This is a genomic window from Nevskia soli DSM 19509, assembly GCF_000711955.1.
Lineage (GTDB): Bacteria > Pseudomonadota > Gammaproteobacteria > Nevskiales > Nevskiaceae > Nevskia > Nevskia soli.
Genome location: NZ_JONR01000018.1, coordinates 98371 through 123940, shown reverse-complemented (window position 1 = coordinate 123940; position 25570 = coordinate 98371). Strand labels below are relative to the sequence as shown.

29 protein-coding genes are annotated in these 25570 nt (G+C 65.1%); 15 read left to right on the top strand and 14 right to left on the bottom strand.

All coding sequences use genetic code 11. The features are described from left to right. Positions 1 to 392: oxidoreductase (locus BP26_RS0110950; protein WP_029920621.1), on the top strand; the 392-nt coding region annotated here is incomplete at its 5' end. Between the two features lie 292 nt (positions 393 to 684). Here BP26_RS0110950 and BP26_RS30865 read toward each other — a convergent pair. Both BP26_RS30865 and BP26_RS0110940 read right to left on the bottom strand, forming a co-directional pair. After that, positions 685 to 819, bottom strand: a complete 135-nt coding sequence (locus tag BP26_RS30865) for a hypothetical protein (RefSeq protein ID WP_281172716.1) — start codon at positions 817 to 819, stop codon at positions 685 to 687. Between the two features lie 96 nt (positions 820 to 915). After that, complete coding sequence (locus tag BP26_RS0110940; protein ID WP_029920619.1) at positions 916 to 1707, bottom strand: endonuclease/exonuclease/phosphatase family protein; 792 nt, start codon at positions 1705 to 1707, stop codon at positions 916 to 918. 66 nt (positions 1708 to 1773) lie between these two features. Between BP26_RS0110940 and BP26_RS0110935 the strand changes: the two genes are divergently transcribed. Both BP26_RS0110935 and BP26_RS0110930 read left to right on the top strand, forming a co-directional pair. Then, entirely contained in the window at positions 1774 to 2571 is a 798-nt protein-coding gene (locus tag BP26_RS0110935) for a DODA-type extradiol aromatic ring-opening family dioxygenase (RefSeq protein WP_029920618.1), read from the top strand. Positions 2572 to 2808: 237 nt separating this feature from the next. Next, positions 2809 to 3849: a cyclic nucleotide-binding domain-containing protein gene (locus BP26_RS0110930; protein WP_051748845.1), complete on the top strand. Its 1041-nt coding sequence runs from the start codon at positions 2809 to 2811 to the stop codon at positions 3847 to 3849. A gap of 27 nt (positions 3850 to 3876) precedes the next feature. Here the strand turns inward: BP26_RS0110930 and BP26_RS0110925 are convergent, their stop codons facing one another. The 11 genes from BP26_RS0110925 to rrtA all read right to left on the bottom strand — a co-directional run bounded on the left by BP26_RS0110925 (position 3877) and on the right by rrtA (position 13378). Next, on the bottom strand, positions 3877 to 4233 hold the full coding sequence (locus BP26_RS0110925; RefSeq protein ID WP_029920616.1) for a PilZ domain-containing protein: 357 nt from the start codon (positions 4231 to 4233) through the stop codon (positions 3877 to 3879). A 38-nt stretch (positions 4234 to 4271) separates the two neighbouring features. Continuing rightward, entirely contained in the window at positions 4272 to 5255 is a 984-nt protein-coding gene (locus BP26_RS0110920) for a DNA polymerase III subunit delta' (protein WP_029920615.1), read from the bottom strand. Beyond that, the gene (gene tmk, locus BP26_RS0110915; protein WP_029920614.1) at positions 5252 to 5875 is read right to left on the bottom strand and encodes a dTMP kinase; all 624 of its coding nucleotides are present in this window, start codon (positions 5873 to 5875) and stop codon (positions 5252 to 5254) included. The genes BP26_RS0110920 and tmk overlap by 4 nt, the downstream gene beginning before the upstream one ends. Before the next feature lie 230 nt (positions 5876 to 6105). Then, a complete protein-coding gene (mltG, locus tag BP26_RS0110910) occupies positions 6106 to 7140 on the bottom strand; it encodes an endolytic transglycosylase MltG (protein ID WP_029920613.1) in 1035 nt (344 codons plus the stop codon). Positions 7141 to 7145: 5 nt separating this feature from the next. Beyond that, a complete protein-coding gene (gene pabC / locus BP26_RS0110905; protein WP_051748844.1) occupies positions 7146 to 7985 on the bottom strand; it encodes an aminodeoxychorismate lyase in 840 nt (279 codons plus the stop codon). Beyond that, on the bottom strand, positions 7982 to 9307 hold the full coding sequence (locus BP26_RS0110900; protein WP_029920611.1) for an aminodeoxychorismate synthase component I: 1326 nt from the start codon (positions 9305 to 9307) through the stop codon (positions 7982 to 7984). The genes pabC and BP26_RS0110900 overlap by 4 nt, the downstream gene beginning before the upstream one ends. A gap of 33 nt (positions 9308 to 9340) precedes the next feature. Further along, positions 9341 to 10582 carry a beta-ketoacyl-ACP synthase II gene (fabF, locus tag BP26_RS0110895; RefSeq protein ID WP_029920610.1) on the bottom strand — a complete coding sequence of 414 codons (1242 nt, stop codon included), beginning with the start codon at positions 10580 to 10582 and terminating at the stop codon, positions 9341 to 9343. 49 nt (positions 10583 to 10631) lie between these two features. After that, positions 10632 to 10877, bottom strand: a complete 246-nt coding sequence (gene acpP, locus BP26_RS0110890) for an acyl carrier protein (protein WP_029920609.1) — start codon at positions 10875 to 10877, stop codon at positions 10632 to 10634. A 110-nt stretch (positions 10878 to 10987) separates the two neighbouring features. Further along, positions 10988 to 11746 carry a 3-oxoacyl-ACP reductase FabG gene (gene fabG, locus BP26_RS0110885; RefSeq protein ID WP_051748843.1) on the bottom strand — a complete coding sequence of 253 codons (759 nt, stop codon included), beginning with the start codon at positions 11744 to 11746 and terminating at the stop codon, positions 10988 to 10990. Further along, on the bottom strand, positions 11743 to 12687 hold the full coding sequence (gene fabD / locus BP26_RS0110880) for an ACP S-malonyltransferase (protein ID WP_029920607.1): 945 nt from the start codon (positions 12685 to 12687) through the stop codon (positions 11743 to 11745). Before fabD ends, fabG begins: the two co-directional genes overlap by 4 nt. A 64-nt stretch (positions 12688 to 12751) precedes the next feature. Continuing rightward, complete coding sequence (gene rrtA, locus BP26_RS0110875; RefSeq protein ID WP_245611770.1) at positions 12752 to 13378, bottom strand: rhombosortase; 627 nt, start codon at positions 13376 to 13378, stop codon at positions 12752 to 12754. 38 nt (positions 13379 to 13416) lie between these two features. On the opposite strand from rrtA, the gene gspG reads away from it, so the two are divergent. From gspG to mnmA, 11 genes are all read left to right on the top strand, one after another. Beyond that, positions 13417 to 13863, top strand: coding sequence for a type II secretion system major pseudopilin GspG (gene gspG / locus BP26_RS0110870; RefSeq protein ID WP_029920605.1), 447 nt, complete (start codon positions 13417 to 13419; stop codon positions 13861 to 13863). Positions 13864 to 14003: 140 nt separating this feature from the next. Then, the gene (gspH, locus tag BP26_RS0110865) at positions 14004 to 14555 is read left to right on the top strand and encodes a type II secretion system minor pseudopilin GspH (RefSeq protein WP_029920604.1); all 552 of its coding nucleotides are present in this window, start codon (positions 14004 to 14006) and stop codon (positions 14553 to 14555) included. Continuing rightward, positions 14552 to 14974, top strand: coding sequence for a type II secretion system minor pseudopilin GspI (gene gspI, locus BP26_RS0110860; RefSeq protein ID WP_051748841.1), 423 nt, complete (start codon positions 14552 to 14554; stop codon positions 14972 to 14974). Before gspH ends, gspI begins: the two co-directional genes overlap by 4 nt. Then, the gene (gene gspJ / locus BP26_RS0110855; RefSeq protein ID WP_051748840.1) at positions 14971 to 15699 is read left to right on the top strand and encodes a type II secretion system minor pseudopilin GspJ; all 729 of its coding nucleotides are present in this window, start codon (positions 14971 to 14973) and stop codon (positions 15697 to 15699) included. The genes gspI and gspJ overlap by 4 nt, the downstream gene beginning before the upstream one ends. Then, the gene (gene gspK, locus BP26_RS0110850; RefSeq protein WP_029920601.1) at positions 15696 to 16766 is read left to right on the top strand and encodes a type II secretion system minor pseudopilin GspK; all 1071 of its coding nucleotides are present in this window, start codon (positions 15696 to 15698) and stop codon (positions 16764 to 16766) included. Before gspJ ends, gspK begins: the two co-directional genes overlap by 4 nt. A gap of 28 nt (positions 16767 to 16794) precedes the next feature. Then, positions 16795 to 18024 (top strand): type II secretion system protein GspL, encoded by a 1230-nt coding sequence (gene gspL, locus BP26_RS0110845; RefSeq protein ID WP_029920600.1) that lies wholly within the window; start codon positions 16795 to 16797, stop codon positions 18022 to 18024. Then, on the top strand, positions 18021 to 18569 hold the full coding sequence (locus BP26_RS0110840; protein WP_029920599.1) for a type II secretion system protein M: 549 nt from the start codon (positions 18021 to 18023) through the stop codon (positions 18567 to 18569). The genes gspL and BP26_RS0110840 overlap by 4 nt, the downstream gene beginning before the upstream one ends. Beyond that, complete coding sequence (gene gspN, locus BP26_RS0110835) at positions 18566 to 19360, top strand: type II secretion system protein N (protein ID WP_029920598.1); 795 nt, start codon at positions 18566 to 18568, stop codon at positions 19358 to 19360. The genes BP26_RS0110840 and gspN overlap by 4 nt, the downstream gene beginning before the upstream one ends. 10 nt (positions 19361 to 19370) lie before the next feature. Then, a complete protein-coding gene (locus BP26_RS0110830) occupies positions 19371 to 19820 on the top strand; it encodes an NUDIX hydrolase (protein WP_029920597.1) in 450 nt (149 codons plus the stop codon). A 7-nt stretch (positions 19821 to 19827) separates the two neighbouring features. Continuing rightward, positions 19828 to 20283 (top strand): hypothetical protein, encoded by a 456-nt coding sequence (locus BP26_RS0110825; protein ID WP_157572480.1) that lies wholly within the window; start codon positions 19828 to 19830, stop codon positions 20281 to 20283. Continuing rightward, entirely contained in the window at positions 20280 to 21377 is a 1098-nt protein-coding gene (gene mnmA, locus BP26_RS0110820) for a tRNA 2-thiouridine(34) synthase MnmA (protein ID WP_157572479.1), read from the top strand. Before BP26_RS0110825 ends, mnmA begins: the two co-directional genes overlap by 4 nt. Here the strand turns inward: mnmA and BP26_RS0110815 are convergent. After that, a complete protein-coding gene (locus BP26_RS0110815; protein ID WP_157572478.1) occupies positions 21374 to 22696 on the bottom strand; it encodes a serine hydrolase domain-containing protein in 1323 nt (440 codons plus the stop codon). The two genes, mnmA and BP26_RS0110815, sit on opposite strands and share 4 nt — an antisense overlap. Before the next feature lie 78 nt (positions 22697 to 22774). On the opposite strand from BP26_RS0110815, the gene acnA reads away from it, so the two are divergent. Beyond that, on the top strand, positions 22775 to 25426 hold the full coding sequence (acnA, locus tag BP26_RS0110810) for an aconitate hydratase AcnA (RefSeq protein ID WP_029920593.1): 2652 nt from the start codon (positions 22775 to 22777) through the stop codon (positions 25424 to 25426). Positions 25427 to 25570 lie beyond the last annotated feature (144 nt).

Sequence of the window (25570 nt, the reverse complement as noted above, 5' to 3'; positions counted from 1 at the left end):
AACAGCTCAACCTGCTCGGCACTGCGTACCTGCATCTGAACGATCAGGACGGCCACTGGATCCATGACGCCGACAGCCCCTTGCTGCGCCGCTTGCGCGAATCGTTCAAACGCACGCTGATCCTGTGCGGCGGTTTCGACGAAGCCCGCGCGGAGGCGGCGCTCAAGGCGAATTGCGGTGATCTGATCGCATTCGGAAAGCCTTTCATCTCCAACCCGGATCTGGTCGATCGCCTGTGCAAGGGCCATGCTCTGTCGCCTTACGACCAAAAGACCTTTTACAAGGGCGGCTCCGCCGGCTACGTGGACTATCCGGCATTGTCGCAGCCCATCGCCCCCGCAAGCGCGCGTCCGCGTTCGACGGCCGCCGGAGGCGCCTACAGCCCGGCTTAGGCTTCATCGCGATACCGATCTGATTGAAACGACCAATCGGCTGCTCGAAGACGCCGCGCGCGTGTTGGTTGCCAGCCTGGCCTATCTGAAAACATGCCGGTACGCCGCAGGGGGCTGTCCGACCTGGAACAGCACGAGTGCATTCAATTCGAACCGGCGGCGATTACCCCCACGGACAGATAGGAGGCGATAGCGGCCCACGCGTCGCGGCGGGCAATTTGAACCGGGGGGCTTGAGCGAGGCCAGCACACCCGGTACCGGAGGGCCACAGCAATGCCTTGCAGGACAAACATCACGCCGAGCACGGCGTAACCCGTCTGGGTGGCGGCAGGTATTGCACCAGCAGGCCCGCGAGAATGCCGCCCCTTGCGGTGCCAAAGGCCGGCGCCACCGCCTTGGCACCCCGCTCCTTGTTCAGATCGATCATGCCGGCGCCAACGCCGCTTACCGCCAGCCCTGTTGCCAGGCCTTGCATGATCCGCGCGCGAATCAGGTCCCCGACCCCGAAGCCGCGTTTACCCGATCAGGGTGCAGGCAACATTGGCCACGCCTCCGCATACAGGGGCAGATGATCCGAAAGCCTGGACCACGGATTCGACCGCAGCACCTCGCAACGCAGTACCCCGGCATTCCTGAAGTAGATCCGGTCGAGTTGCAGCATCGGCCAGCGCGCCGGGAACGAAGCCGCGGCCTGTCCGCCAGCTTCGATGAATGCTTCCCGTAGCCCGGCTTCGCGCAGCAAGATCGGGTGCGCCCGCCCCCGCCAGTCATTGAAGTCGCCGGCCACGAACAGGGTGGCTTGTGGCGGCACCTCGCTGGCGATGACGCCGCAGAGCTGCTGGAACTGCCGCTGGCGATGCGCCTCCCGCAGACTGAGATGCGTACAGATGACATGGATCTCCTGCCCCTGCGGCGCATCGATCACGCTATGCAGGATGCCACGCCGCTCCATCCGGCTCGACGAGATGTCATGATTGCGGTAGTGCTTGATCGGATAGCGGGACAGGATGGCATTGCCGTGATCGCCATGCTGGTAGACCGCGTTGCAGCCGTAGGCCACGCTGCCCCAGATCGATTCAGCCAGGAACTGGTACTGCGGCTCCGCCGGCCAGTTGGCGTGCCGCGCCGCATGGCCATGGTGAGCTCCGATCACTTCCTGCAGGAATACGATGTCGGCCGCCACGCCACGCACGGCCTCGCGCAGCTCGTGCAGCACGAAGCGCCGATTGAATGAAGTGAAGCCCTTGTGGGTGTTCAGGGTCAGCAGCTTGAGCAAGCCTGCGGCTTCGTCTTTCGTGTGGGTTATTTGCGGCATGCAGGCTTGAACGGACAATGAGTCACCGCCAGCTTAAGCCAATCACGGCCCCGGGATGTCCTTTCTATGACTTCGCAGAAATTTCCGACCCTGTACATCCCGCATGGCGGTGGCCCCTGCTTCTTCATGGAATGGAACCCGGCCGATACCTGGAACCGGATGGGTGACTGGCTGCGGCAACTGGGTGCATCGATCGGGCCCGCGCCAAAAGCGATCCTGGTCATTTCCGCCCACTGGGAGGAAGCCGATTTCAAGGTCACGTCCGGCAGCAATCCGGAACTGATCTACGACTACTACGGCTTTCCGGAGCATACCTACCGCCTCACCTACCCGGCGCCGGGTTCGCCAGCGCTGGCGAAGCGGGTGCAGACCTTGCTTCAGGGGGCCGGAATGCATGCATCGCAGGATGCCCGAAGAGGTTTCGACCATGGCGTCTTCATCCCGTTCAAGCTGATCTATCCCGAGGCGAATATTCCGGTGGTGCAGCTTTCGCTATGCAGTGGCCTCGACCCAGCCGCCCACATCCGGGCCGGACAGGCCTTGCAGCCCTTGCGGGAGGAAGGTGTGCTGATCGTGGGCAGCGGCATGAGCTACCACAATATGCGCGGGATCGGCGCCGGACCAGGCGGCGCATCGGATCAGTTCGATGCCTGGCTGGGTGAAGCGGTGGCCGCCGCGCCCGCCCTGCGCGACGAAAAACTCGCGGCCTGGAGTCAGGCGCCCGGAGCGCGGATCGCCCATCCGCGGGAGGAGCATCTGCTGCCGTTGATGGTGGTGGCCGGCGCGGCAGGCCGGGATCGGGGGCGGCGTATATTCAGCGACCGGATATTGGGTGGCATGATTTCCGGATTTCGATTCAGTTAATTTAAATTAAATCAAAGAAATAAAATTAAAAATTAAAGTAATTTATAGAATAGGAATACGCGGATTGCCGCGACGAACTCTCTCGTCCTGGCGTTTGCAATCGACCACATCTTCCGTTTTCACCCCGAGCAGTTGTGCGCTACGGCGCAAATCCATGTCCGCCGGCAAAAAAAGCCGCGCCGGGCCGTGATAAGGTGTTCATGTATACCGACGCCGTAAAAAAAGCCGGAGCTGTTTATGGATGCTGCGGTCGACCCCGCACTCTTTGTCAATTACATCCCTCTCAATGCCCTGAGGCCTGAAAGCCAGCAGAACCTGGCGCGCAAATCCACGCTGGTGGAGGCGAAGGCTGGTGAATACCTGTTCAGGATCGGCGACGCGGCAGAGGCCGCGATGTTCCTGGTCGCCGGGGAAGTGCAATTGGAGGATGCGACGGGCAAGGGGCTGGCGGTGGTCCGCGCCGGCGAGCCGAGCTCGTTCCACCGCATCGCCCACCAGTCGCCGCGCAAGGTATCGGCGCGCTGCCTGCGCGAAACCCGCTACCTGGCGGTGGACGCCAGCCTGCTCGACGTGATGCTGACCTGGGACCAGAGCGGCCGCTTCGAAGTCGGCGAACTCACCAGTGGGGGCAAGAACGACGGCGACTGGATGACCAAGCTGTTGCAGATGCGCGTGTTCCAGCTGGTGCCGCCGTCCAACCTGCAGGCCATGTTCATGCGCATGCAGGAGATGCGGGCCGATCCGGGCCAGGTGGTGGTGCGCCAGGGCGAACCCGGCGATTTTTTCTACGTCATCATGGAAGGCCGCTGCATCGTGACGCGCGAGGCGCCGAACCAGAAGCCGATGCGCCTGGCCGAACTGGATTCCGGCTCCTGCTTCGGCGAGGAATCGCTGATCGCCGACGCCGAACGCAACGCCACGGTCACCATGCTGACCCGCGGCCGGCTAATGCGCCTGTCCAAGCAGGATTTCCGCACCCTGCTGAACGACCCCATCGCACGCAAGACCGCCTTCGAGGAGGCGCAGAAGCTGGTGGCGGCCGGCAAGGCCAGGTGGCTCGATGTGCGACTGCCCAGCGAATACCAGCGCGCCCACTTGCCGGACAGCATCAATATCCCGCTCTACATGCTGCGCATGAAGCTGGCGCAACTCGACCCGGCCATGACCTATATCGCGGTCTGCGACACCGGCCGCCGCAGCTCGGTGGCGGTATTCGTGCTGAGTGAAAAGGGCTTCGAGGCCTACTCGCTGGAAAACGGCCTGCCGGCGAAAAACTGAGCCGGCAACGGTGCCGGCTGCGGCCGCCTACATGGTGTGCGTGGGCCGGTCCGCGACCACGCCGGCCAGGTAGGTGTCGATCTTCTTCTGCGTTTCGCCGCCATCCTGGCTGCTGAACTGCACGCCGATGCCCTGCTGGCGCTTGCCCTGGGCTCCGCGCGGCGTCAGCCACACTACCTTCCCCGCCACCGGCAGGCGCTCGGCGCCATCCATCAGGGTCAGCAGCAGGAACACCTCGTCGCCCAGCCGGTACTGCTTGTTGGTGGGAATGAACAGGCCGCCGTTCTTGATGAACGGCATATAGGACGCGTACAAGGCGCTCTTGTCCTTGATGTTCAGCGTCAGCATGCCCGGCGCGGCGCCGGGACGGCCCATGGTGCTCATATATCCCTATTGTCCCTTATTCCCCGGCCGCATTCTGGCTAACTCCGCTGCCCCAGCGCAACCAGCGCGCGCCAGCGGATCAGAACGGCTTCCAGCACCATCTGGGCCTTGGCGTTGAACTCGAGCCGGCGCAGGTTTTCCTGCACTTCGGAAACATAGCGGTCGAGCGCATGGCGCGGCAGGGTCCGGGCCAGCGCCTCGATGTCGGCGGCGCCGCCCGGCACCAGCCCGGCGCGCAACAGGTCCAGCAGCCAGCCATAAAGCCAGCGCAGGAACGCCGGAGCCTGCGCCTCGCCCACCGTGGTCGCCGCTTTCAGCGGGTCGGTGCGGCCAGCCGCCAGGTCCAGCAGGGCCGCGCGCCAGCTTTGCTGCAATTCCAGGCTCTTGTCCTGCAGTAGTTGCAGCGCCAGCACGGGGGCCCCGTGTGCGGCATCGAGGGCCAGGGCGGCTTCCGCCGGGGCGGCGGCCCCGGACTGCGCCAGCCAGTTGAGCGCTTCCGCGCGCGCGGGGATGGCGAAGCGCATCTGCTGGCAGCGGCTGCGCAGGGTCGCCGGCAGCGCCAGCGGGCGTTCCGAGACCAGCAGCAGGTGGCTGCGCGGCGGCGGCTCCTCGATGGTCTTGAGCAAGGCGTTGACGCCGTTGCGATTGAGCGAGTCGGCCGGGTCGACGATGGCTACCTTGGAGCGGCCGTCGTGGCTGGTCATGCCCATGCGTTCGCACAGGATGCGTACCGCCTCGATGGAAATGTCGCGCTTGTCCTCCTCCACGCGCAGGGCGGTATAACCCGGATGCGCTTCGGACAGCACCTGCCGGCAATCGTCGCAGCGCCCGCATGGCAGGCGTTCCGCCAGCGGCGTCTTGCACCAAAGCGCCGCCGCCAGGACGCGCGCGAAGACGCGCTTGCCGGTGCCGCGCAAACCGCTCAGCAGCAGCGCATGGCCGAGCCGATCCTGTTCGATGGCCTGGGCCGCCAGGCGCCACATCGGCGCCTGCCAGGGCAGCAGTTGCAGGGGCTCGCTCACAGCCGCGCCTCCAGTTCACGGCGCAGGTCGGCAGCGACCTGCGCCTGCGGCCGCGCCGCGTCGATCACCGCGTAGCGCGCCGGCTCGGCCCGCGCGCGACGCAGATATTCCGCGCGCACCTTGCCCATGAATTCCAGGGTTTCCGCCTCGAAGCGGTTTTCATCGCCGCGGCGCTTGGCGCGCTTGAGGCCTTCCTGCGGATCGATGTCCAGCAGCAGCACCAGGTCCGGCCGCAGCTCGCCCAGGGTCAGTCGTTCCAAGGCGGCAATGGTGTCGCTTCCCAGACCGCGGGCAGCCCCCTGATAGGCGTAGCTGGCGTCGACGAAGCGGTCGCAAACCACGTCCTTGCCCTGCTCCAGCGCCGGGCGGATCAGGGCATGCAAATGCGCCGCCCGCGCGGCGAAGATCAGCAGCAGCTCGGTGGTCGCGTCGATGCCTTCCAACCAGTCGCCCAGCACCACGCCGCGGATCGCCTCGGCCAGCGGCGAACCGCCCGGTTCACGCGTCTGCACCACTTCACGGCCCTGCTGTTCCAGCCAGGCCCTGATGCCGCGCGCATGCGTGGACTTGCCGGCGCCCTCGCCCCCCTCCAGCACGATGAGACGGCCGCGCTTAATCATGGTGCGTCGCGAGCAGCGTGGAGGGGCCCCGCGCGTAGCGTGGGGATCCTAGCGTCGCGAGTCGGCGCATCCATGAGACAGGATGATCTCCCACAATGAGGTGAACGTAGAGTCTCATAGCGTCGCGAGCAGCGTGGAGGGGCCCCGCGCGCAGCGTGGGGATCCTAGCGTCGCGAGTCGGCGCATCCATGAGACAGGATGATCTCCCACAGTGTAGTGAAAGTAGAGTCTCATGGATGTAGGTGCGGCTTGATCTGGTAGCGCATCACAGCCGCATTATGTTCCTCCAGCGAGCTGGAGAACTGGTGCGTGCCGTCGCCCTTGGCTACGAAATAAAGGGTTTTGCTGTCGTCGGGGTGCAGCGCCGCATGGATCGCCTCGCGGCCCGGCAGGCAGATCGGCGTCGGCGGCATGCCGTCGCGGGTGTAGGTGTTGTAGGGCGTATCGGTGCGCAGGTCTTCGGTGTGGATGTTGCCGTCGTAGGCGTCGCCCAGGCCGTAGATCACCGCCGGATCGGTTTGCAGGCGCATGCCGGTCTGCAGGCGGCGCAGGAACACGCCGGCGATGATCGGGCGTTCGCTCGCCACAGCGGACTCCTTCTCCACCAGGGTCGCCATGATCAATGCCTGGTCGGGCGTCGCGTACAGCAGGTTGGGCGCCCGCGCCGTCCACTCGGCGGCGAGGATCTTGTCCATCGCCGCATAAGCGTTGCGCAGGAAACTCACGTCCGTGGTCTTCTTGGGGAAGCGGTAGGTGTCCGGGAAAAAGCGCCCTTCGGGATCGATGCCGGGCTTGCCGATGGCCTGCATGATCGCCGCGTTGTCGGCATTGCCCAGTGTATGGGCGATGTTCGGATCGGCCCGGATCAGTTTCCAGGCCTGCGAAAAGCGCCAGCCTTCCACCAGCCGCAGCTCGTGCAGCAGGATCTTGCCCGAGGTCAGCACCGTCAGCAGGCCCAGGGGCGAAACACCGGGCTCCAGCGCGTATTCGCCAGCCTTGAGCCGGGTGGCCTCGCCGTGCAGGCGGGCGTAGATCACCAGGTAGAGCCGTTGGCGGTCGCTGGAAAACAGGCCGCGGTCTTCCATCTGCCGTGAAAGCGAGGACAGCCGCTGCCCGGATTCCAGCTCCACCGTGGTCGGCCGTTCGATCGGCAGCGCGGCGTTGAGCTGCAGCCAGGCATCGGCGCCCAGGCCGAGCAATACCCCCAGCAGCAAGGCTGGCAGCAGGCGGGTACGTTTCTTTTTCTTCTTTTTGGGTTGCGTCATGTCTTTCAGGAAGCCGAAGCCTTGTACGGATGCCGCAATACCGCGGCCAGCCGCGCGGTGACCGGTCCCGGCGCCTGCCACTGCCGCTGTTCCAGGCTGCGCAGGGGCCAAATGCCGATCAGGCTGTTGCTGACGAAGGCCTCGTCGGCATCCAGCAGTTTCGCCCAGGGCCGCGATTCGACCCGCACCGGCAGGCCCAGGGCGGTGGCGCAGGCCAGCACCTTGTCGCGCATCATGCCGGCCACGCCGCAGCCGTCCAGCGCCGGGGTATGCAGCTGCCCTTCACTGATCCAGAACAGGTTGCTGCGCGTGCCGCACACCGGGACACCCCGCTCGTCACACAGGATGCCTTCTGCGGCACCTTCCGGCCAGTCCCGGGAGGCCAGCACCTGCTCCAGGCGGTTGAGGTGCTTGATGCCGGCCAGCGCCGGCTGGCGACCCAGCCGCAGGGCGCAGCGGAAGGCGGCTATGCCTCGGGTCCAGGGTTCGGCCGGATAGGCCGGCAGTGGGTAGGCCAGCAAAAGACGGTCAGCCTGGGCCGTTTGCGGCGTGTATCCGCGCCCCGCGCCGCTGCGCAGCAACAGGATCTTGACCACGCCGCTGCCTAGGGTAGCACTGACCAGCCCGGCCTCTTCGAGTAGCAAGTCGGCTGCGGGAGGCTCCAGGCCCAGGGCTTTGGCATCGTGCGCCAGCTTGATTAATTGCAGCCTGGAATCAATCAATTGCCCGTCGTACTTCAACAAGGTTCTGAAGACACCATCGCCGTAATGCAGGCCGCGGCTCCGGGTCAGGGCCTCGCTCACCACCGACGCCCCATTGAACAGGGCCTGGAGAGCGCCGCTCATACCTGCGCCCCCAGGGCCAGCAGCAGGCCGCGCGCCTTGGCGCGCGTCTCGGCCAGCTCGGACAGGGGCCTGGAATCGGCTACGATGCCCGCCCCGGCCCGCAGGCTGACCCCGCCGTCCTCACAGACCAGGCTGCGGATCAGGATATTGGTATCCATGCGGCCGCAACGCGAGAGGTACCCCATGGCGCCGGTATAGGGGCCGCGCCCTACCCCCTCGAGCTCGGCGATGATCTGCATCGCCCGCACCTTGGGGCAGCCCGTGATGGTGCCGCCAGGGAACACGGCCTTCAGCACGTCCCCCGGCCCGACTTCCGTGCGCAGACGGCCGCGCACGTTGGAAACGATATGGTGCACATGGGCGTAGCTCTCGATGCACATCAGTTCGCTGACTTCGACGCTGCCGGGCACACAGACGCGGCCGAGGTCGTTGCGTTCCAGATCGATCAGCATCAGGTGCTCGGCGCGTTCCTTCAGGCTGGACAGCAGGCTGGCACGCTGGCGCTCGTCTTCCTGCGGATCGCGCAGGCGCGCATGGGTGCCCGCGATCGGCCGTGTCTGTACCATGCCGCCATCGATGTTGACCAGCCGCTCCGGCGAGGAGCTGAGCACCGCGCTGTCGCGCCAGCGCAGCAGGCCGGCGAACGGCGCCGGATTGGCGCGGCGAAGGCGGGCGTAGACATCGAGATGGCCGATGCCCTCGCGCAGCCGCGCACGCCAGGCGCGCGACAGGTTGACCTGGAAGATATCGCCGGCATGCAGATATTCGAGAATCGCCTCGACGCCGCGCAGGAACTGCGGTTCCGGATCCTCGTCGATCCGGGTGAGCAATGAACCTGCGGGCGGCTCGGGGGACGCCGTCAGCCCGGCGCATTCCGCCTGCAGCTGTTCCAGCTGCGCCGGATCGCTCTCCGCCAGCAGCAGGGTGCGATCGTTTTCGCGGTCGATGATGACGGCGCCGGTGCAGCGCACCGCCAGCGCATCCGGCAGGCGGTACGGCGCATCGGGTAATTGCAGGCGCGCTTCCACGCCGCGCGCCGCTTCGTAGCCGAGAAACAGGAACCAGCCGCCGCAGAACGGCAGGCCGTGCGTGGGCGCGCAGCGTTGCGCGGCCGACTGGGCGTTGAGCCGTTCGAAGAAGGCGGCATGATCCAGGCCGTCACGTCCGCTTTCGAGCGCCTGCTGCGGAAAGGCGAAAAGGATGTCGTAACGTCCCGCCAGGGGATGCCCGGCCACGCTTTCGAGCAGAAAGGGATAGCGCTCCGGCGCCTGCCGGTGCAGCGACAGAAGATCGAACCTGCCTGGAATTTCAGCGAGCAGCATCAGGGTCTGATTGTGAACAGACCCTGGGGCCGGTTACTGGAAGCGCTTGAATATCAGCGTGCCGTTGGTGCCGCCGAAACCGAAGGAGTTGGACATCACGACATCCAGCTTGGCCTTGCGCGCTGTATGCGGCACGTAGTCCAGGTCACAGCCTTCGCTCGGATTGTCCAGGTTGATGGTCGGCGGAATCACCTGGTCGCGCAGCGCCAGCAGCGAGAACACCGCTTCGATGCCACCCGCGGCGCCGAGCAGATGGCCGGTCATCGACTTGGTCGAACTCACCGGAACCTTCTTGGCGTAGTCGCCGAAAGCGCCCTTGATGGCGGTGCTTTCGGCCTGGTCGCCCGCCGGGGTGGACGTGCCGTGGGCATTGATGTAATCCACGTCTTCCGGGTTGAGGCCGGCGTCCTTCAATGCATTCTGCATGGCGCGCCGCGCGCCATTGCCGTCTTCCGGCGGCAGGGTGATGTGGTAGGCATCGCCAGACATGCCGAGGCCGACCAGTTCGCCGTAGATGCGCGCGCCGCGCGCCTTGGCGAATTCGTATTCTTCCAGCACGACGACGCCGGCACCGTCACCGAGGACGAAACCGTCACGGTCCTTGTCCCAGGGACGACTCGCCTGCTGCGGCGCATCGTTGCGCGTGGACAGCGCCCGTGCCTGGCAGAAACCCGCCATGCCCGCCGGACTCGATCCCGCTTCCGCGCCGCCGGCGATGAACACCTCCGCATCGCCGCCCTGAATCATGCGCAGGGCACAGCCGATCGCATGTACCGAGGTAGTGCAGGCGCTGACCGCGGCGAAGTTGGGACCGGTGATCTTCAGGTCGATGGAGATGTAACCCGAGATCATGTTGATGATGCTCGACGGCACGAAGAACGGCGAAACACGCCGCGGTCCACCCTTGAGCAGCGCCCCGACCTCTTCCTCGATCGAACCGATGCCGCCGATCCCGGAACCGACACAGATGCCAATGCGGTCGCGATTGGCATCCGTGATCTCCAGCCCGGCATCGCGCACGGCCTGCTTGGCCGCGGCGACGCCGTAATGGATGAAAGGATCGGTCTTGCGGATTTCCTTCGGCCCCATCCAGTCTTCCGCACGGAACCCGGCGACCAGCCCGGCGAACCGGGTGCTGTATGCCGAAACATCGTACGCAGTGATCGGCCCGATGCCGCTATTGCCGGCAAGGATGTTCGACCAGGCAGTATTGAGATCGGAACCGACGGGCGAAACAATGCCCATGCCGGTGACGACCACGCGGCGTCGAGTCATGGCGGTGATCTGGGTCTGGAGAGAGGGGTTTGCTGCGCCTTCCGGTGAATCAGGAAGCCTGGTTGGTGTGCGACTTGATGTAGTTCAGCACGTCGGCGAACGTGACGATCTTTTCGGCCTCTTCGTCGGGGATGTCGATCTCGAATTCTTCTTCGAGCGCCATCACCAGTTCTACGGTGTCGAGCGAGTCGGCGCCGAGATCCTCGACGAACGAAGCCTCGGGGGTAATCTGGTCTTCGCTGACCGACAGCTGTTCAGCGATGATCTTCTTGACTTTCTCTTCCAAGCTGCTCATGAGACTCCCTCGTTCGGGGTGGTAAAAAACGTCGCTTAGTGTAGCCAGATTCGCTGCACGTGTCGCCAGCGGATCGAACTATAATTTTTAAATTAAACGATTGATTTCTATTAAATCATATACATGCCGCCGTTGACATGCAGCGTCTCGCCGGTGATGTAGGCGGCTTCGCTGGATGCCAGGAAAGCGGTTGCGGCGGCAATGTCTTCGGGGATGCCGAGGCGGCGCACCGCCATTTGCTGCAGCAATGCAGCACGGGTGTCCTCTTTCAGCTCTTTGGTCATGTCGGTTTCGACAAAACCCGGCGCCACCACGTTCACGGTGATGTTGCGCGAGCCGATCTCGCGGGCCATCGACTTGGAGAAGCCGATCAGGCCGGCCTTGGCAGCCGCGTAGTTGGCCTGCCCCGCATTGCCCATGGTGCCCACCACCGAGCCGATGCTGATGATGCGGCCGTGGCGCTGCTTCATCATGCCCGGCACCACCGCCTTGGACAGGCGGAACACGGAGCTGAGGTCGGTTTCCAGCACCTGGGTCCAGTCCTCGTCCTTCATGCGCAGCAGCAGCGTGTCGCGGGTCACGCCGGCGTTGTTGACCAGGATGGTGATGGGACCGAAGGTCTTGCCGATTTCGCCGACCACGGCCTCGATCGAGGCCGGATCGCGCACGTCCAGCACCCGTCCCGCGCCGTTCCAGGCCTGCAAGGCCGCGCCGATCGCCTCGGCGCCGGCGGCGCTGGTGGCGGTGCCGATGACCCGCGCCCCGTCCTGGGCCAGGCGCGTGGCAATGGCCTTGCCGATGCCGCGGCTGGCCCCGGTGACCAGGGCCACCGCGTTGTCGCCGAAACGCCCGCTTGCCGCTGTGCTCATGCTTGCTCCGTTTCGAAACTGGCGCGCGCTTTCTGGATGCCTTCCGGCTCTTCCAGTGCAATATAAGTGCCGGCGCCCAGAATACGTTTGTTGAGATTGGTCAGGACCTTGCCGGGTCCGCATTCGAAAAACGCGCCGACCCCGGATTGCGCCATCGCGCCGATGCTCTGCGACCAGCGCACCGGATGGTGCAGCTGCCCGATCAGGGCGTCGCGGATCGCGTCCGGCTCGGTGCGCGGCTTGCCGTCGATATTGTGGATCACCGGTAATGCCGGGGAGCGCACCTCGACCTTCAACAGGCTTTCGGCCAGTTGCGCCGCGGCGGTGCGCATCAGCGAGCAATGGGAGGGCACCGACATTTGCAGCGGCACCACCTTGCGCACGCCGAGTTCCTTGGCGTTCTCCAGCAGCCAGTCCAGGCCGACCTTGCTGCCGGCCACCACCACCTGCCCCGGCGCATTGAAATTGGCCGGTTCGAGGGCTCCGGGGCCGGGAAACGCTGCGCAGATCTTTTCCACTTCGGCGTCTTCCAGGCCGATGATCGCGGCCATCGCGCCCTCGCCCGCCGGGACTGCGTTCTGCATCAGTTCGCCGCGCAGTTCGACCAGCCGCAGCGCGTCGCCGAAAGCGATCGATCCCGCAGCCACCAGGGCTGTGTACTCGCCCAGGCTGTGTCCCGCCATCACCGCCGGCGGCGCGCAGCCGCCGGCGCGCCAGACGCGCCATACCGCGATGCCCGCGGCCAGCAGTGCCGGTTGGGTCCGCTGGGTACGGTTCAACTCCTCTTCCGGACCTTCCCGGACCAGGCGCAACACATCCCAGCCGAGCACGGCGGAAGCTTCATTGAAGGTCTCGTCGACCAGCGGCTCACCGGCGCCGAGCGCGGCGAGCATGCCGACCGCTTGCGAACCCTGACCCGGGAACAACAACGCGTACTTCATGCAGCGGGATCTCCCTGAAAACGACATCCTATCCACTCGACCCGGCCATCCGCAGCCGTACTGATCAATTCACTGCCCGATTCAAACCATCGCCCGGTCCGCGGCGCATCCTGTTCCACGCCGCTGCCGCCAGGGCATAGACCAGGGCGCAGCAGATCCCGTACAGATGCGATTCCGCCACCACGCCACCCCCGATCAGTTCCGTTTCGGAGGCCGGGGCGCCCTTCACCAGTTCCCAGGTGATTCGCGCCGCCAGGAATACCAGGCAGACGATGGCGATTTCATCGCGCCGCCAGGCCTGCCGTCCCAGGCCCAGTGCGAACAGGCCATAGACCAGCCCGGACAGGCCGACATAGGTCTGCACCTTGGGCGCGAGAAAGTACAGGCACAGACTCATCCCGGTACCGATCACCAACAGGCGGCGCAACCATTCCGCCGCCGACAGGCGCTCCGGGCACAGCAGGACCAGCAACACCAGGCTCAGTACGTTGAGCAGCAGATGCCAGTACCCGAGATGAACCAGATTGCCGCTGAACAACCGCCACCACTCTCCGGCGGCGATGGCGGCGCGATCATAACGCAGGAATTGCGACAGTTGCGGACCGGCCAGGGTCAGCAACAGGCATACCATCGACAGTGCGGCGGGCGGCCCCCACACCGCCGGGGAACTTGGAGACGGCTCTGCTATCATAAACCCTGGTTATTGCGGCTAATTTTCATTACAAAATCATGAACAAACATATTGTGCGCCGCCGCGCGGCGGGCTTCACCCTAATTGAAATCATGGTCGTCGTGGTGATTCTCGGCATTCTTGCCGCGATCGTCGTGCCGCGCGTCATGGACGCACCGGACAAGGCACGCATCACCAAGGCCAAACAGGATATCGCCGCGATGCAATCGGCGCTCAACCTGTACAAGCTCGACAACTACGTCTATCCCAGCACGCAGCAGGGCCTGGAATCGCTGGTGGCTCCGCCCCAGGGCGAACCCGCCGCGCGCAACTGGAAACCGGGCGGCTACATCGACCGCCTGCCGCAGGATCCCTGGCAGCATCCGTACCAGTATCTCAATCCGGGCCTGCACGGCGAAATCGACATCTTCAGCCTCGGCGCCGACAACGCGCCCGGCGGCGATGGCGTCAACGCCGACATCGGCAACTGGAACCTGGGTGGGTGAGTCAGGAGGCGAAGCTTTGCTTCGCCTCCTGGCGAACGCCCGATCATGGATGGTCGGGCCGGGCCTTCCCTCAGCCGCTCGGTCCCGCCAGGGATGGCCTGGGTGCGTTTGCTGAATACGCCGCTTTGAGAGCCTGATCCATGCGGCACCCCTTCGACCGAAGCAAAGCTGCCGGCTTCACCCTGATCGAGATGCTCATCGTCATCTTCATCATCGGGATACTGGCAACCTTTGTCGGCCTGAAGATGGGCAACCGCCAGCTCGACGACCGCCTGCAAACCGAATCGCAGCGTTTCGAGCAACTGGTGAAGCTCGCCCAGGAAGAATCGCAGATGAAGGGCATCCCCATCGGCCTGCGCTTCACCACCAGCGGCTACCAGTTCCTCACCTTCGACGACAAGGGCCGCTGGGTCGAGTACGGCCAAGGCGCTTTGCGGCCACGTCCACTGCTCGCACCCTTCTATGCGGAGCTGCACGTAGAAGGCCGTATGGTGCCGCCGGCGCAGGACGCCAAGCCAGGAGCGAATTCGGCCGACGAAAAGCAGAAGATCCAGCCGCAGATCGTGCTGCTGCCGGGCGGCGAAAGCAGCGCGTTCGCCGTTGACGTCAAGGCACAGAACTACCTGTCGTACTTCCATATCGAATCGGACGCGCTGGGCCGCATCCAGCACGAACGCAGGTCCCTGCAGTGACGGCGAGCGGATCCGCATCCGGTGCAAGGAGCCGGCATTCCTCGCAAGCCGGCTTCACCCTGCTGGAAGTACTGGTTGCCGTCACCGTGCTGGCCCTGGCGCTGACCGCGATCATTTCCGGCGGCTCCAGCTACGCCCGCTCCGCTTCAGGCCTGCGCGACAAGACCCTGGCGCTGTGGGTGGCGCGCAACCGCCTGGCCGAGATCGAGATGCTGCCGGTGTGGCCCCAGGTCGGAACCGGCAGCGACGACGTGCAGATGGGCGGTGACACCTGGACCTGGCGTTCCGAAGTCGTGGGCACCCAGGATCCCACCCTGCGTCGCGTCAACATCCGCGTGGAAAAGAAATCGGATTCGCAGAAACATAGCTACATCGAACTGAGCACCTTTCTTTCCGCCGCGGGACGGCAGCAGCAGTGAACCACCCTGCCCCTGTTCACCTGCCGAACCGCAAGCCGCGCAGGATCGCGCGCGGTTTCACCCTGCTCGAACTGCTGGTGGTGATCCTGATCTTCGGCGTCTTTTCCATCATGGCCTACGGCGGCCTCAGCAGCGTGCTCGGCACGCGCCGCCACATCGAGGAGTCGCTGGCCCGTACCGCTGAATACCAGAAAGCCTACGTTCGCCTGCGCGAGGATTTCGTCAACGGTTCCGCCCGCACCGTTCGCGACGGTAACGGCCAGGCGCTGCCCGCCTTCATCTACGACAGCACCAACAAGCGTCTCGAATTCACCCGCGGCGGCTGGAGCAATCCGGCCTTGCTGCCTCGCGCCACGCTGGAGCGCGTCAGCTATTTCCTCGACGACAGCCAGTCCGACAACTTCCGGCTGATACGGCGCAGCTGGCGCGTGCTGGACCGGGCCTCGCAGACCGACCCGGTGGACCTGAGCCTGCTGGAGCACGTGGAGCAGGTACGATGGCGTTTCCTGGACAGCCGCTATGCCTGGCAGGAGCAATGGCCGGCAAACGGCACCACCCTGAGCAGCAGCGGCAGCAATGCCGCGGCGATCCTGCCGCCGGTGGCGGCGGAACTGACCTTGCGCACGCGCGATTGGGGCGAGATACGGCTGCTGTTCCGCTTCGGGCCCGATGGCTTGAGCGGCGGTTCCAGCTCCGGCTCCAGCAGCGGCGGAGTGACAGGATGATGAAACGACAAGGCGGCATCGCCCTGATTACCGCGATCTTCGTCGTCGCCCTGGCCAGCATCGCCGCGGTGGCAATGTTCGAGGCGTCCAACATCGCAGTGCACCGCAGCGCCAACCTGGTCCAGTCCGAGGCCGAGCTGTGGTACGGCACCGGCATTGAATCCTGGGTCAAGGGCATCCTGATCAAGGACGCCAAGCTCAACAGCAAGACCGTGGGTTTCAACGGCCTCTGGGCGCAGCCGGTCGACTTCCTGCCGATCGATGGCGGCGGCATCCGCGGTCACATCGAGGACCTGCAGGGCCGCTTCAACCTCAACAATATCGGCGTCGGCCAGTTCAACAGCAGCAACAATGCCGCGGCCACCGGCGCGATGGTCTACATCCAGCAGTTCGACCGCCTGCTCGACAACCTGCCGAACTTCGATGCCTCCAAATATCACGGCATCGGCTATGCCATCCGCGACTGGATCGACGCCGACGACCAGCGCGCCGGCACGGACGGCGCCGAGGATCAGGATTATCTGTCGCAGGATCCGCCCTATCGCGCCGCCAACCAGCCGATGCGCAGCGTCAGCGAGCTGATGCTGGTCAGGGGCATGACCAAGGAGCTGTACGCGGCCCTGCTGCCCTACGTCACCGCCCTGCCGGTAGCGCCTGCCACCCCCACGTCTGCCGCAGCTGCCGCGGCGGCGGCAGCTGCGGGGGGCGGGACCGGGACCATCACCCCGATCAACGTCAACACCGCCCCGGAGCCGGTACTGCTGTCGCTGGCTCCGAACATTACGAACAAGGCAGCGGTGGAAAAATTCATCGCCGCGCGGAAACTCCAGCCCATCAGCAGTACCGCTGACCTCAGTGCCGGCGGTGAGTACGGCTTCATCCCGAGTCCGACCAGCAACGGTAACAATAGCGCCATCGTCCCTGTACAAACAGGCGTCACCAGCAATTATTTCGAACTCCAAGCCGAGGTTTTCATTGGCAGCGGTCGGCTCGCGTTGTACAGTGTGATCTACCGGCCGGGCAGCGGAACGCCCGTAGTGCTGGCCCATAGCACCAATACCGAATAACTCCGCAATCCTAGCCCGCCGCCTGACCGTGCGCGAAACCCTGTACATCCGCTTGCGCCAGCCCTCGGGCGATGCGCCGACCCCCTACACCGTCGTGGCGACCGACGGCCTGGGTGGCGCGCCCGCCAGCGTGTTCGTGCGCGAAGCCCCCCTGTCGGAGGTGATCGCGCAGGCCGCCGGCCGCAAGCTGGTGGTGTTCGTGCCGGGGGCGGAAGTACGGCTGACCCAGGTCAAGGTTCCCGCGCGGCAGCCGGCGAAGGTGTTGCAGGCCGCCCCCTTCGTGCTCGAAGACCAGTTCGCCGACGACATCGAAACGCTGCATTTCTCGCTGGGACCACGTCAGCCGGACGGCGCCTTTCCGGTTGCGGTGGCCTCGCACGAAGACATGCAGAAGTGGTTGGCGCCGTTCCGCGAGCGGGACACCCTGCCCGATGCGCTGATCCCCGAAACCCTGGCACTGCCCTGGGAGAACGGCGGTCCCTGGACCGTGCTGCCCGAGCCCGATCAACTGACGGCGCGCACCGGCGCCTACAGCGGCTTCAGCTGCGTACCGCAAGACTTCGAACTGTTTCTGCAATTGGCCGAAAATGGCGCGCCGCACTCACTGCGGGTGCTGACGTCACGCGGCGAACAGGTCGATTACACCACCCTGAAACGGCCGCTGGAATTGCTCCCCGGCTTCAGCCACCCGCTGGAAGCGATGGTGCGCAACCTGCGCCTGCCGCAGGCCATCAACCTGCTGCAAGGTTCCTATTCCCAACGCGAGAGCCTGGACCGCTTCTGGCGCCCCTGGCGCTTCGCCGCGAGCCTGCTTGCCGCCGCCTTCGTGCTGGGCATCGTCGTCAACACGGTCGAAGCCATACGCTTCAAGCACGCCGCGGCAGCCCAGCAAAGCGCCAATGAGCTGCGCTTCAACCAATTATTCCCGGGCCAGCGTGTCGCCGCGGTGTCACTCGGCACCCAGGTCGAGCAGCAGGCACAGATCCTCGGCCATGGCGGCGGCCAGGGTGGTCCGTTGTCGCTGCTGCAACAGGCAGCGGACAGCCTTGTCGCCACGCCGGGTCTGACCCTCAACAATGCCGAGTATCGCGAAGGCGCCCTGTTTCTCGACCTGAGCGGTACCGACCTGCAGGTGCTGGAGAAGCTGCGCGGCTGGTACGCGAGCCACCGCTGCGCCGTGCTCGACGTGCAGTCGGCCGATTCCGGCGAAGCCGGGGCGAAGATCCGCCTCAAGCTTTCCGCGGGCCACTGCTCATGAAATCCCTGCGCGAACGGCTGGAACCGCAACTGGCGGAACTCAACCGGCAGCTGGCCCCCCTGCGCGCGCGCTTCGAGGCCCTGCAGCCGCGTGAACAGCTGATCGTCGCCGTGGGCGGCGTGGTCGCCCTGCTGGCCGTGATCTACCTGGGACTATGGCAGCCCTTTGTTCTGGCCCGCGCCCATCGGGCCGAGGAGCTGGAGTCGGCGCGCACCCTGGCCAGCCGCATCGAACAGATCGGCGCACTGGCCCAGGCGGTCCACCCGGCCGGCGGCGCACCGCTGGTAGGTCCCGAAGTCTCCCTGCTCTCCGCCGTGGATCAGGCCAGCAAGGACGGAATCCTCGGCAAACCACTGTCGCGCATCAACCCGGACGGCGAAAACCAGGTGCGGGTGTGGATAGACGATGTGCCGTTCGACGCCGTGCTGCGCTGGATGGATGACCTGCAAACCCGCTACGCCGTGCGTATCGACAATGTCGCCATCGAGCGGCGCCCGGCGCCCGGGGTGGTCAGCGTGCGCCTGTCACTGAAGCGCGGATCATGAAAACACGCACCCTGATCCTGATCGGCGTGCTGGCATTCGCCTGGACCCTGCTGCTTACCGCGCCCGCGGCGAACCTTTATGCCTGGTTCGCCCCCAAGGCGGCGGCCGTCCAGTTGTACGGGCTGGAGGGCAGCCTCGACCAAGGCAAGGTGCAGACCGTGGGCATCAACGGCCGCCCCCTGCTGCAGAACCTGCACTGGGACTTCCAGCCCTGGTGGCTGCCGCTGCTCCGGGCCAGCTTCCACATCGACGGCGGCGGCCAGGATCTGAATCTCAAGGGCCGCGTCGCCCTGGTGTTCGGCGGCGTCAATATCGCCGGCGCCCAAGGCGGCGGCGGCGTCAAGGCATTGGCTGCGATCGCCGGCTTCCCCTTCGTTCCGGTCGACGGCCAGGCCCGCTTCGATATCGGCAGCCTCAAACTGCGCAAGGGCTTTCCCACGGCGGTCACCGGCACCGCGGAATTGCATGGCCTGGCCTTCACCCTGGGCAAGGACCCACTGCCGCTGGGCGATTTCAAGGCGACCTTGAGCAACCAGCCCCCGCCGGCCGGCACCTCCGGCAACGACAGCATCAAGATCGTCATCGAAACCCTGGGTGGCCCTCTCGACGCCAGCGGCGAGGTGCACATGCTGGCGGATCGCAGCTACGACTACGACCTCCAGGTCAAGGCCAAGGACAACGCCGACCCGAACCTGCGCAACATGCTGCAATCCGGCGGCCTCGGGCAGCCGGATACGCGCGGCTACTATCACCTGCGCAACCGCGGCACCCTGCCCGCTCCCCGGGGCTGACGGGGAACTGATGGGCTGGAACGCGCATATCACCGTCGCCTGTGTGGTCGAGCGCGCGGGGCGATTCCTGCTGGTGGAAGAACGCGCCGATGACGGCCGCCTGGTACTGAACCAGCCGGCCGGACATTGGGAGGAAGGCGAAACCCTGCAGGACGCGGCGGTGCGGGAAACCCTGGAAGAAAGCGCCTGGGATGTGGCGCCGACCGATCTGGTCGGTCTCTATGCCTATAAACCGGTCCATCTCGACCACGGCTTCCTGCGCGTGGCCTTCGCGGCCCGGGCCCTGCGTCATCACCCGCAGCGGCCGCTCGACGAAGGCATCGAACGCGCGGTGTGGATGAGCCGCGAGGAGCTTGCAGCCTGCGTCGACCGGCACCGTAGCCCGATGGTGCTGCTCGCCATCGACGATTATCTTGCCGGCAAGCGTTATCCGCTCGACCTGGTACACCATCTGCGATAATTGCGGCATGGCTGCAAGCCCTTTTGATCGCAATCCCTTGCTGGGCGTCATTGTCCTGCTCCTCGGCGCCGCCCTCTACACCGTATTGCTGCTGGAAGTCGTGGGCGTGGGAGCAGCGTTGCCCATGCCCCACTTCATGCAGTGGATCGGCCAAAAACACCTGCGCTTCTGGGTGTGGGATCAGATCCTCAACACCCTGATCGTGGTGCTGACCGGCCTGCCTTTCGCCTGGGCCTTGGCGCGCCTGTATGCGCGCCGCCTGCTGCCCGCCGCCCTGATGGTGGTGGCGCCGACGGTGCTATGGATGGGCCTGGATTACATGGCCATGAGCAGTGAAATTCCTGATGCGCCGGTAGCGATGAACGTGTTCTACGCCATCGATGCGGTCAAGGTGCTGCTCTTCGTCCCCCTGGCAAGCGCGTTGTTCCGGGCACGCGCCGCGGCCTCCGGATGGCAGGCATGAGCAACACAGCGGCGCATGTCGTGGTCGGCCTTTCCGGTGGCGTCGATTCCGCGGTAACGGCCTGGCTGCTGAAGGAACAGGGCTACCGCGTGTCGGCCCTGTTCATGGTCAACTGGACCGAGGACGAGGAAGGCTATTGCACCTCCGCGGATGACTTCCAGTCGGCACGGGCGGTATGCGAGGAACTGGAGATTCCCCTGCACCGCGTCGACTTCTCCGCCGAATACCGCGCGCGCGTATTCGATCATTTTCTCGCCGACTACCAGGCCGGCAAGACGCCGAACCCCGATGTGCTGTGCAACCGCGAAGTGAAATTCCAGCCGTTTCGCGAACACGCCATGCGCCTGGGCGCGGACTTCGTCGCCACCGGCCACTACGCGCGCATCGAGCAGACTCCCGACGGGCCGCGCCTGCTGCGCGCCGCGGACGACAACAAGGACCAGAGCTATTTTCTCGCCGCCGTGGCGCGCGAGCATTTCGAACGAGTGCTGTTTCCCATTGGCGGCCTGACCAAGCCGATGGTGCGTGAAATCGCCCGCCGCGCCGGCCTGCCCAATCACCGGCGCAAAGATTCCACCGGCATCTGCTTCATCGGCGAACGTGAATTCCGCGATTTCCTGTCCCAGTACCTGCAGCCCGATCCCGGCCCGATGGAAGATACCACCGGCCGGGTCATCGGCGAGCATCGCGGTCTGATGTACTACACCCTGGGCCAGCGCCGCGGGCTGGCCATCGGCGGCCAGCGCGGGGCACGCGAGGCGCCGTGGTATGTGATCGGCAAGGATGCCGCGCGCAACACGCTGCTGGTCTCGCAGGAAGCCGACCATCCGCGGCTGATGTCGCGGCGCATCGAAACCGCGCCGTTCCAGTGGATGCGCCGGCCTGAGCATTTCGGCAAGACTTTCCAGGCACGTATCCGTCACCGCCAGGCGCTGCAGGACTGCACGGTGCAGCTGCGGCAAGATGGCGCGGTAATCGCGGATTTTGCCCAGCCGCAACGTGCGGCTGCGGCCGGGCAATACCTGGTGCTCTACGACGGCGAGGAATGCCTGGGCGGCGGCGAGATCGCCGCCGCCTCGAATCCCCAACCCTAGCTGGTGCTGCCGGTAAGCTGCTGGATGATCAGCGGCCGTACCGCGTTCCACATGTCCAGGCCGGTCGTCGTGTCCTGATTGATCAGGATCACCGCACCGTAGTTGAGTCCATTGTCGAACCAGGGCGCGGCGCCGAACAGCCCCGGATCGCTGAATTCCGGCCCCGGACTGGGTTGGTACAGCGCCGGCGCAGAGATGAACAAGCCCAGTCCATAACCCGGGTAGCTGTTCGCCGCGCTGGCCGGGAACGGATTGAAGGTATTCGGCAATCCGTCGATTTCATTGCTCTGCAACGCATTGATCGAAGTCGCCGATAGCACCTGCTTGCCATTGAATTTGCCGCCGCCCTGCACCATGCGCAGGATGGTGGCGTAGTCCGTGACGTTGCTGTCCGCGCCTCCGGCGATGCGCGGATTGCTGACCAGCGCGGGATTACCGTAACTGTAGCTGGGAATGCCGCCGAGCGGCGCTGCGATGGCAGCGTTGAAAAAGGCCTGCCAGCTGCCGGCCCCGGAGAGCAGCGTTGCGACGTAGCCCGCAACCTGGTAGTCCGCGCCGCCGTAGTTGAATTCGGCGCCCGGCTGGGACACCAGCGTGGCGTTGGCAATGTCCTGCGCACACTGCTGCAAGGTGCTGGCGGCGGGCTGGTTGAGGCAGTTCGGCTGATTGTCGGCAAGTCCGGGCAGGCCCGAGGTATGCGCCAGCAGCATGCGCATGGTGATGGCCGCCTTGTCGCTGGGCCAGGTAATGGGATCGCCGGCATTGTGCAGATAGGTGGCGATCGGTGTGTCCAGGTTGAGCTTGCCCTGGTCCACCAGGGTCAGGATTGCCGAGGACGAAGGCAGCTTGCTGGCGGAAGCCAGCATCTCGACCGTGGACAGGCTATGGTCGCCGCCGGCACGGGTCAGGAGCGTGCCGCTGCTGTTGAACAGCAGGAAACTGTAGCCTCCCACCGAGCCCGATGGTGGGCTGCTGGCAGTGGAAACAAATCCGTCCAACGCGCTGTTCACCTTGCTCCAGTCATAGACCCGCACCGAGGTGCTGGCCTGCACGTTGGCGACGCTGCTGCTGGCGGTGAGCGTGTAGGTGGTGGTGGCCGTCGGGTTGACGACATAGGTGTTGCGGCTGGTGACATCGACAGCGCCCGGCTGCAAAACCACCCGGGTGGCATTGCTGACCGACCAGCTCAGGGTCACCGCTGCACCACTATTGACCGCCGCCGCACTGGCCTTGAACCCTGAAATGGACGGCGAATCGACCGTTCCATTGCCGCAAGCCGCCAAAAGCAGCGTAAATACCATCATTCCGAACTTTTTCACGAGCCCTCCTTGCTATAATTCGCGCCGCCGTGGCACGCCCTGCGCGTGCGTGTACAGATCTTTTTCAGGAGAAGAACCATGTCGGACAGCTTCAAAGCCAAGTCCAGCCTCAGAGTCGGCGACAAATCCTATACTTATTGCAATCTCAAAGCCCTTGAGCCGCAGTTCAAGCTCTCCCGCCTGCCCTACTCCTACAAGATCCTGCTGGAAAACCTCGTCCGTCACGAAGACGGGGTCAACATTACCAAAGCCGATGTCGAAGCGCTGGCTGGCGCCGACCTGAGGAAGCTGCCGCAGAAGGAAATCGCCTTCATGCCGGCCCGCGTCGTATTGCAGGATTTTACCGGTGTTCCTTGCGTGGTTGACTTCGCCGCCATGCGCGACGCCATGAAGAGCCTGGGTGGTGACGCCAAAAAGATCAATCCCCTGTGTCCCGCCGAACTGGTCATCGATCACTCGGTGATGGTCGACCATTACGGCACCAGCGATGCTTTCGACCTGAACGCCAAGCTGGAGTTCCAGCGCAACAAGGAACGCTACAGCTTCCTGCGCTGGGGCCAGGAAGCCTTCGACAACTTCAAGGTCGTGCCGCCCGATACCGGCATTGTGCACCAGGTCAATATCGAGTTCCTGGCCCGCGTTGTGTTCGACAAGAACGGCCTGCTCTATCCGGACAGCTGCTTCGGCACCGACTCCCACACCACCATGGTCAACGGCATCGGCGTTCTCGGCTGGGGCGTCGGCGGCATCGAGGCTGAAGCCGCCATGCTCGGCCAGCCCTCCACCATGCTGATGCCCGACGTGATCGGCGTGCGCCTCAGCGGCAAGCTGCCGGAAGGCGCCACCGCCACCGATCTGGTGCTGACCATCACCGAGATGCTGCGCAAGCGCGGTGTGGTGGAGAAGTTCGTCGAGTTCTTCGGCCCCGGCCTGGGCAACCTCGCCACCGCCGACCGCTGTACCATCGCCAACATGGCCCCGGAATACGGCGCCACCTGCGGCATCTTCCCGATCGACGTCGAAACCCTCAACTACCTGCGCCTGACCGGCCGCACCGAAGAGCAGATCGCCGTGGTCGAGGCCTACGCCAAGGCGCAGGACCTGTGGTGGACGCCGGAAACGGCCGAAGCCGAATACACCGATGTGCTGCACCTGGACCTGGCCAGCATCCAGCCCTCGATGGCCGGCCCCAAGCGTCCGCAGGACCGCGTGCTGCTGACCGACGTGCAGCCGAATTACAAGAAGGCCTTTGAAGGCGAGCAGAAACTGCGTCCCTCCGCCGGACCGGCCAAGGTCAGCGATGCCGGCCAGCAGTACGATCTCAAGGACGGCGCCGTGGTCATCGCCGCCATCACCTCCTGCACCAATACCTCCAATCCGGCCGTGCTGATCGCCGCCGGCCTGGTGGCGAAAAAGGCGCTGGCGCTGGGCCTGAAGACCAAGCCCTGGGTCAAGACCTCGCTGGCCCCCGGCTCCAAGGTGGTCACCGAGTACCTGAAGAAGGCCAACCTGCTGACCGAACTGGAAGGCGCCGGCTTCAACCTGGTGGGCTACGGCTGCACCACCTGCATCGGCAACTCCGGCCCGCTCAACGAGCCGATCGGCAAGGCCATCGGCGACAACAAGCTGTCAGTCGCCGCGGTGCTGTCCGGCAACCGCAACTTCGAGGGCCGCGTCCACCAGGACGTGCGCATGAACTACCTCGCCAGCCCGCCGCTGGTCGTCGCCTACGCCTTCGCCGGCACCGTCGACATGGATCTGGCCAAGGATGCCATCGGCACCGGCAAGGACGGCAAGGCGGTTTACCTCAAGGACATCTGGCCGTCGCAGAAGGAAATCCAGGAAACCATTGCCAAGTCGCTCTCCGCCGAACTGTTCAAGGCGAGCTACGGCGAGGTGTTCCTCGGCGACACGCGCTGGCAGTCGATCCAGGTCGCCAAGTCGGAGACCTATCCCTGGGATTCAAAGAGCACCTACGTGCAGAATCCGCCCTACTTCGACGGCATCACCAAGACCAAGCCGGGCATCCCGACCATCACCGGCGCCCGTTGCCTGGCGCTGCTGGCCGACTCCATCACCACCGACCACATCTCGCCCGCCGGCGACATCAAGAAGGACGGCCCGGCCGGCAAGTACCTGGTCGAGCACGGTGTGCAGCGCGCCGATTTCAACAGCTTCGGCTCGCGCCGCGGCAACCATGAAATCATGATGCGCGGCACCTTCGCCAACACCCGCATCAAGAACCAGATGGTTCCGGGCGTGGAAGGCGGCGTGACCAAGCACCTGCCGGACGGCGAACAGATGTCAATCTACGACGCCGCCATGAAGTACCAGGCGGAGAAGGTCCCGCTGGTGGTGCTGGCCGGCAAGGAGTACGGCACCGGCTCCTCCCGCGACTGGGCGGCCAAGGGCACCATCCTGCTGGGCGTCAAGGCGGTGATCTCGGAAAGCTTCGAGCGCATCCACCGCGCCAACCTGGTCGGCATGGGCGTGGCCCCGCTGAACTTCGTCAACGGCGAGAACGCGCAGACCCTGGGCCTGGACGGCACCGAGGTGTTCAGCATCGAAGGTCTCAAGCACGGCGCCAAGGAAGTCACCGTCAACGCCGTCAAGGGCGACGGCAAGACCGTCAGCTTCAAGGCGCGCGTCCGCATCGACACGCCGAAGGAGTGGGAGTACTACGAGAACGGCGGCGTCTTGCATTACATGCTGCGTCAGCTCGCGGCTTGATGGACACAGTAGACGTCCCTGTCTAAGCTGCCAGGCATCCCTGCCTGGACTGCTGAAACAAGCAAACGTTAAAAAAACAGGGGCGCTTCGGCGCCCCTGTTTTTTTTCTGTCATCCCCGCCTTCGCGGGGAATGACAATGGCAG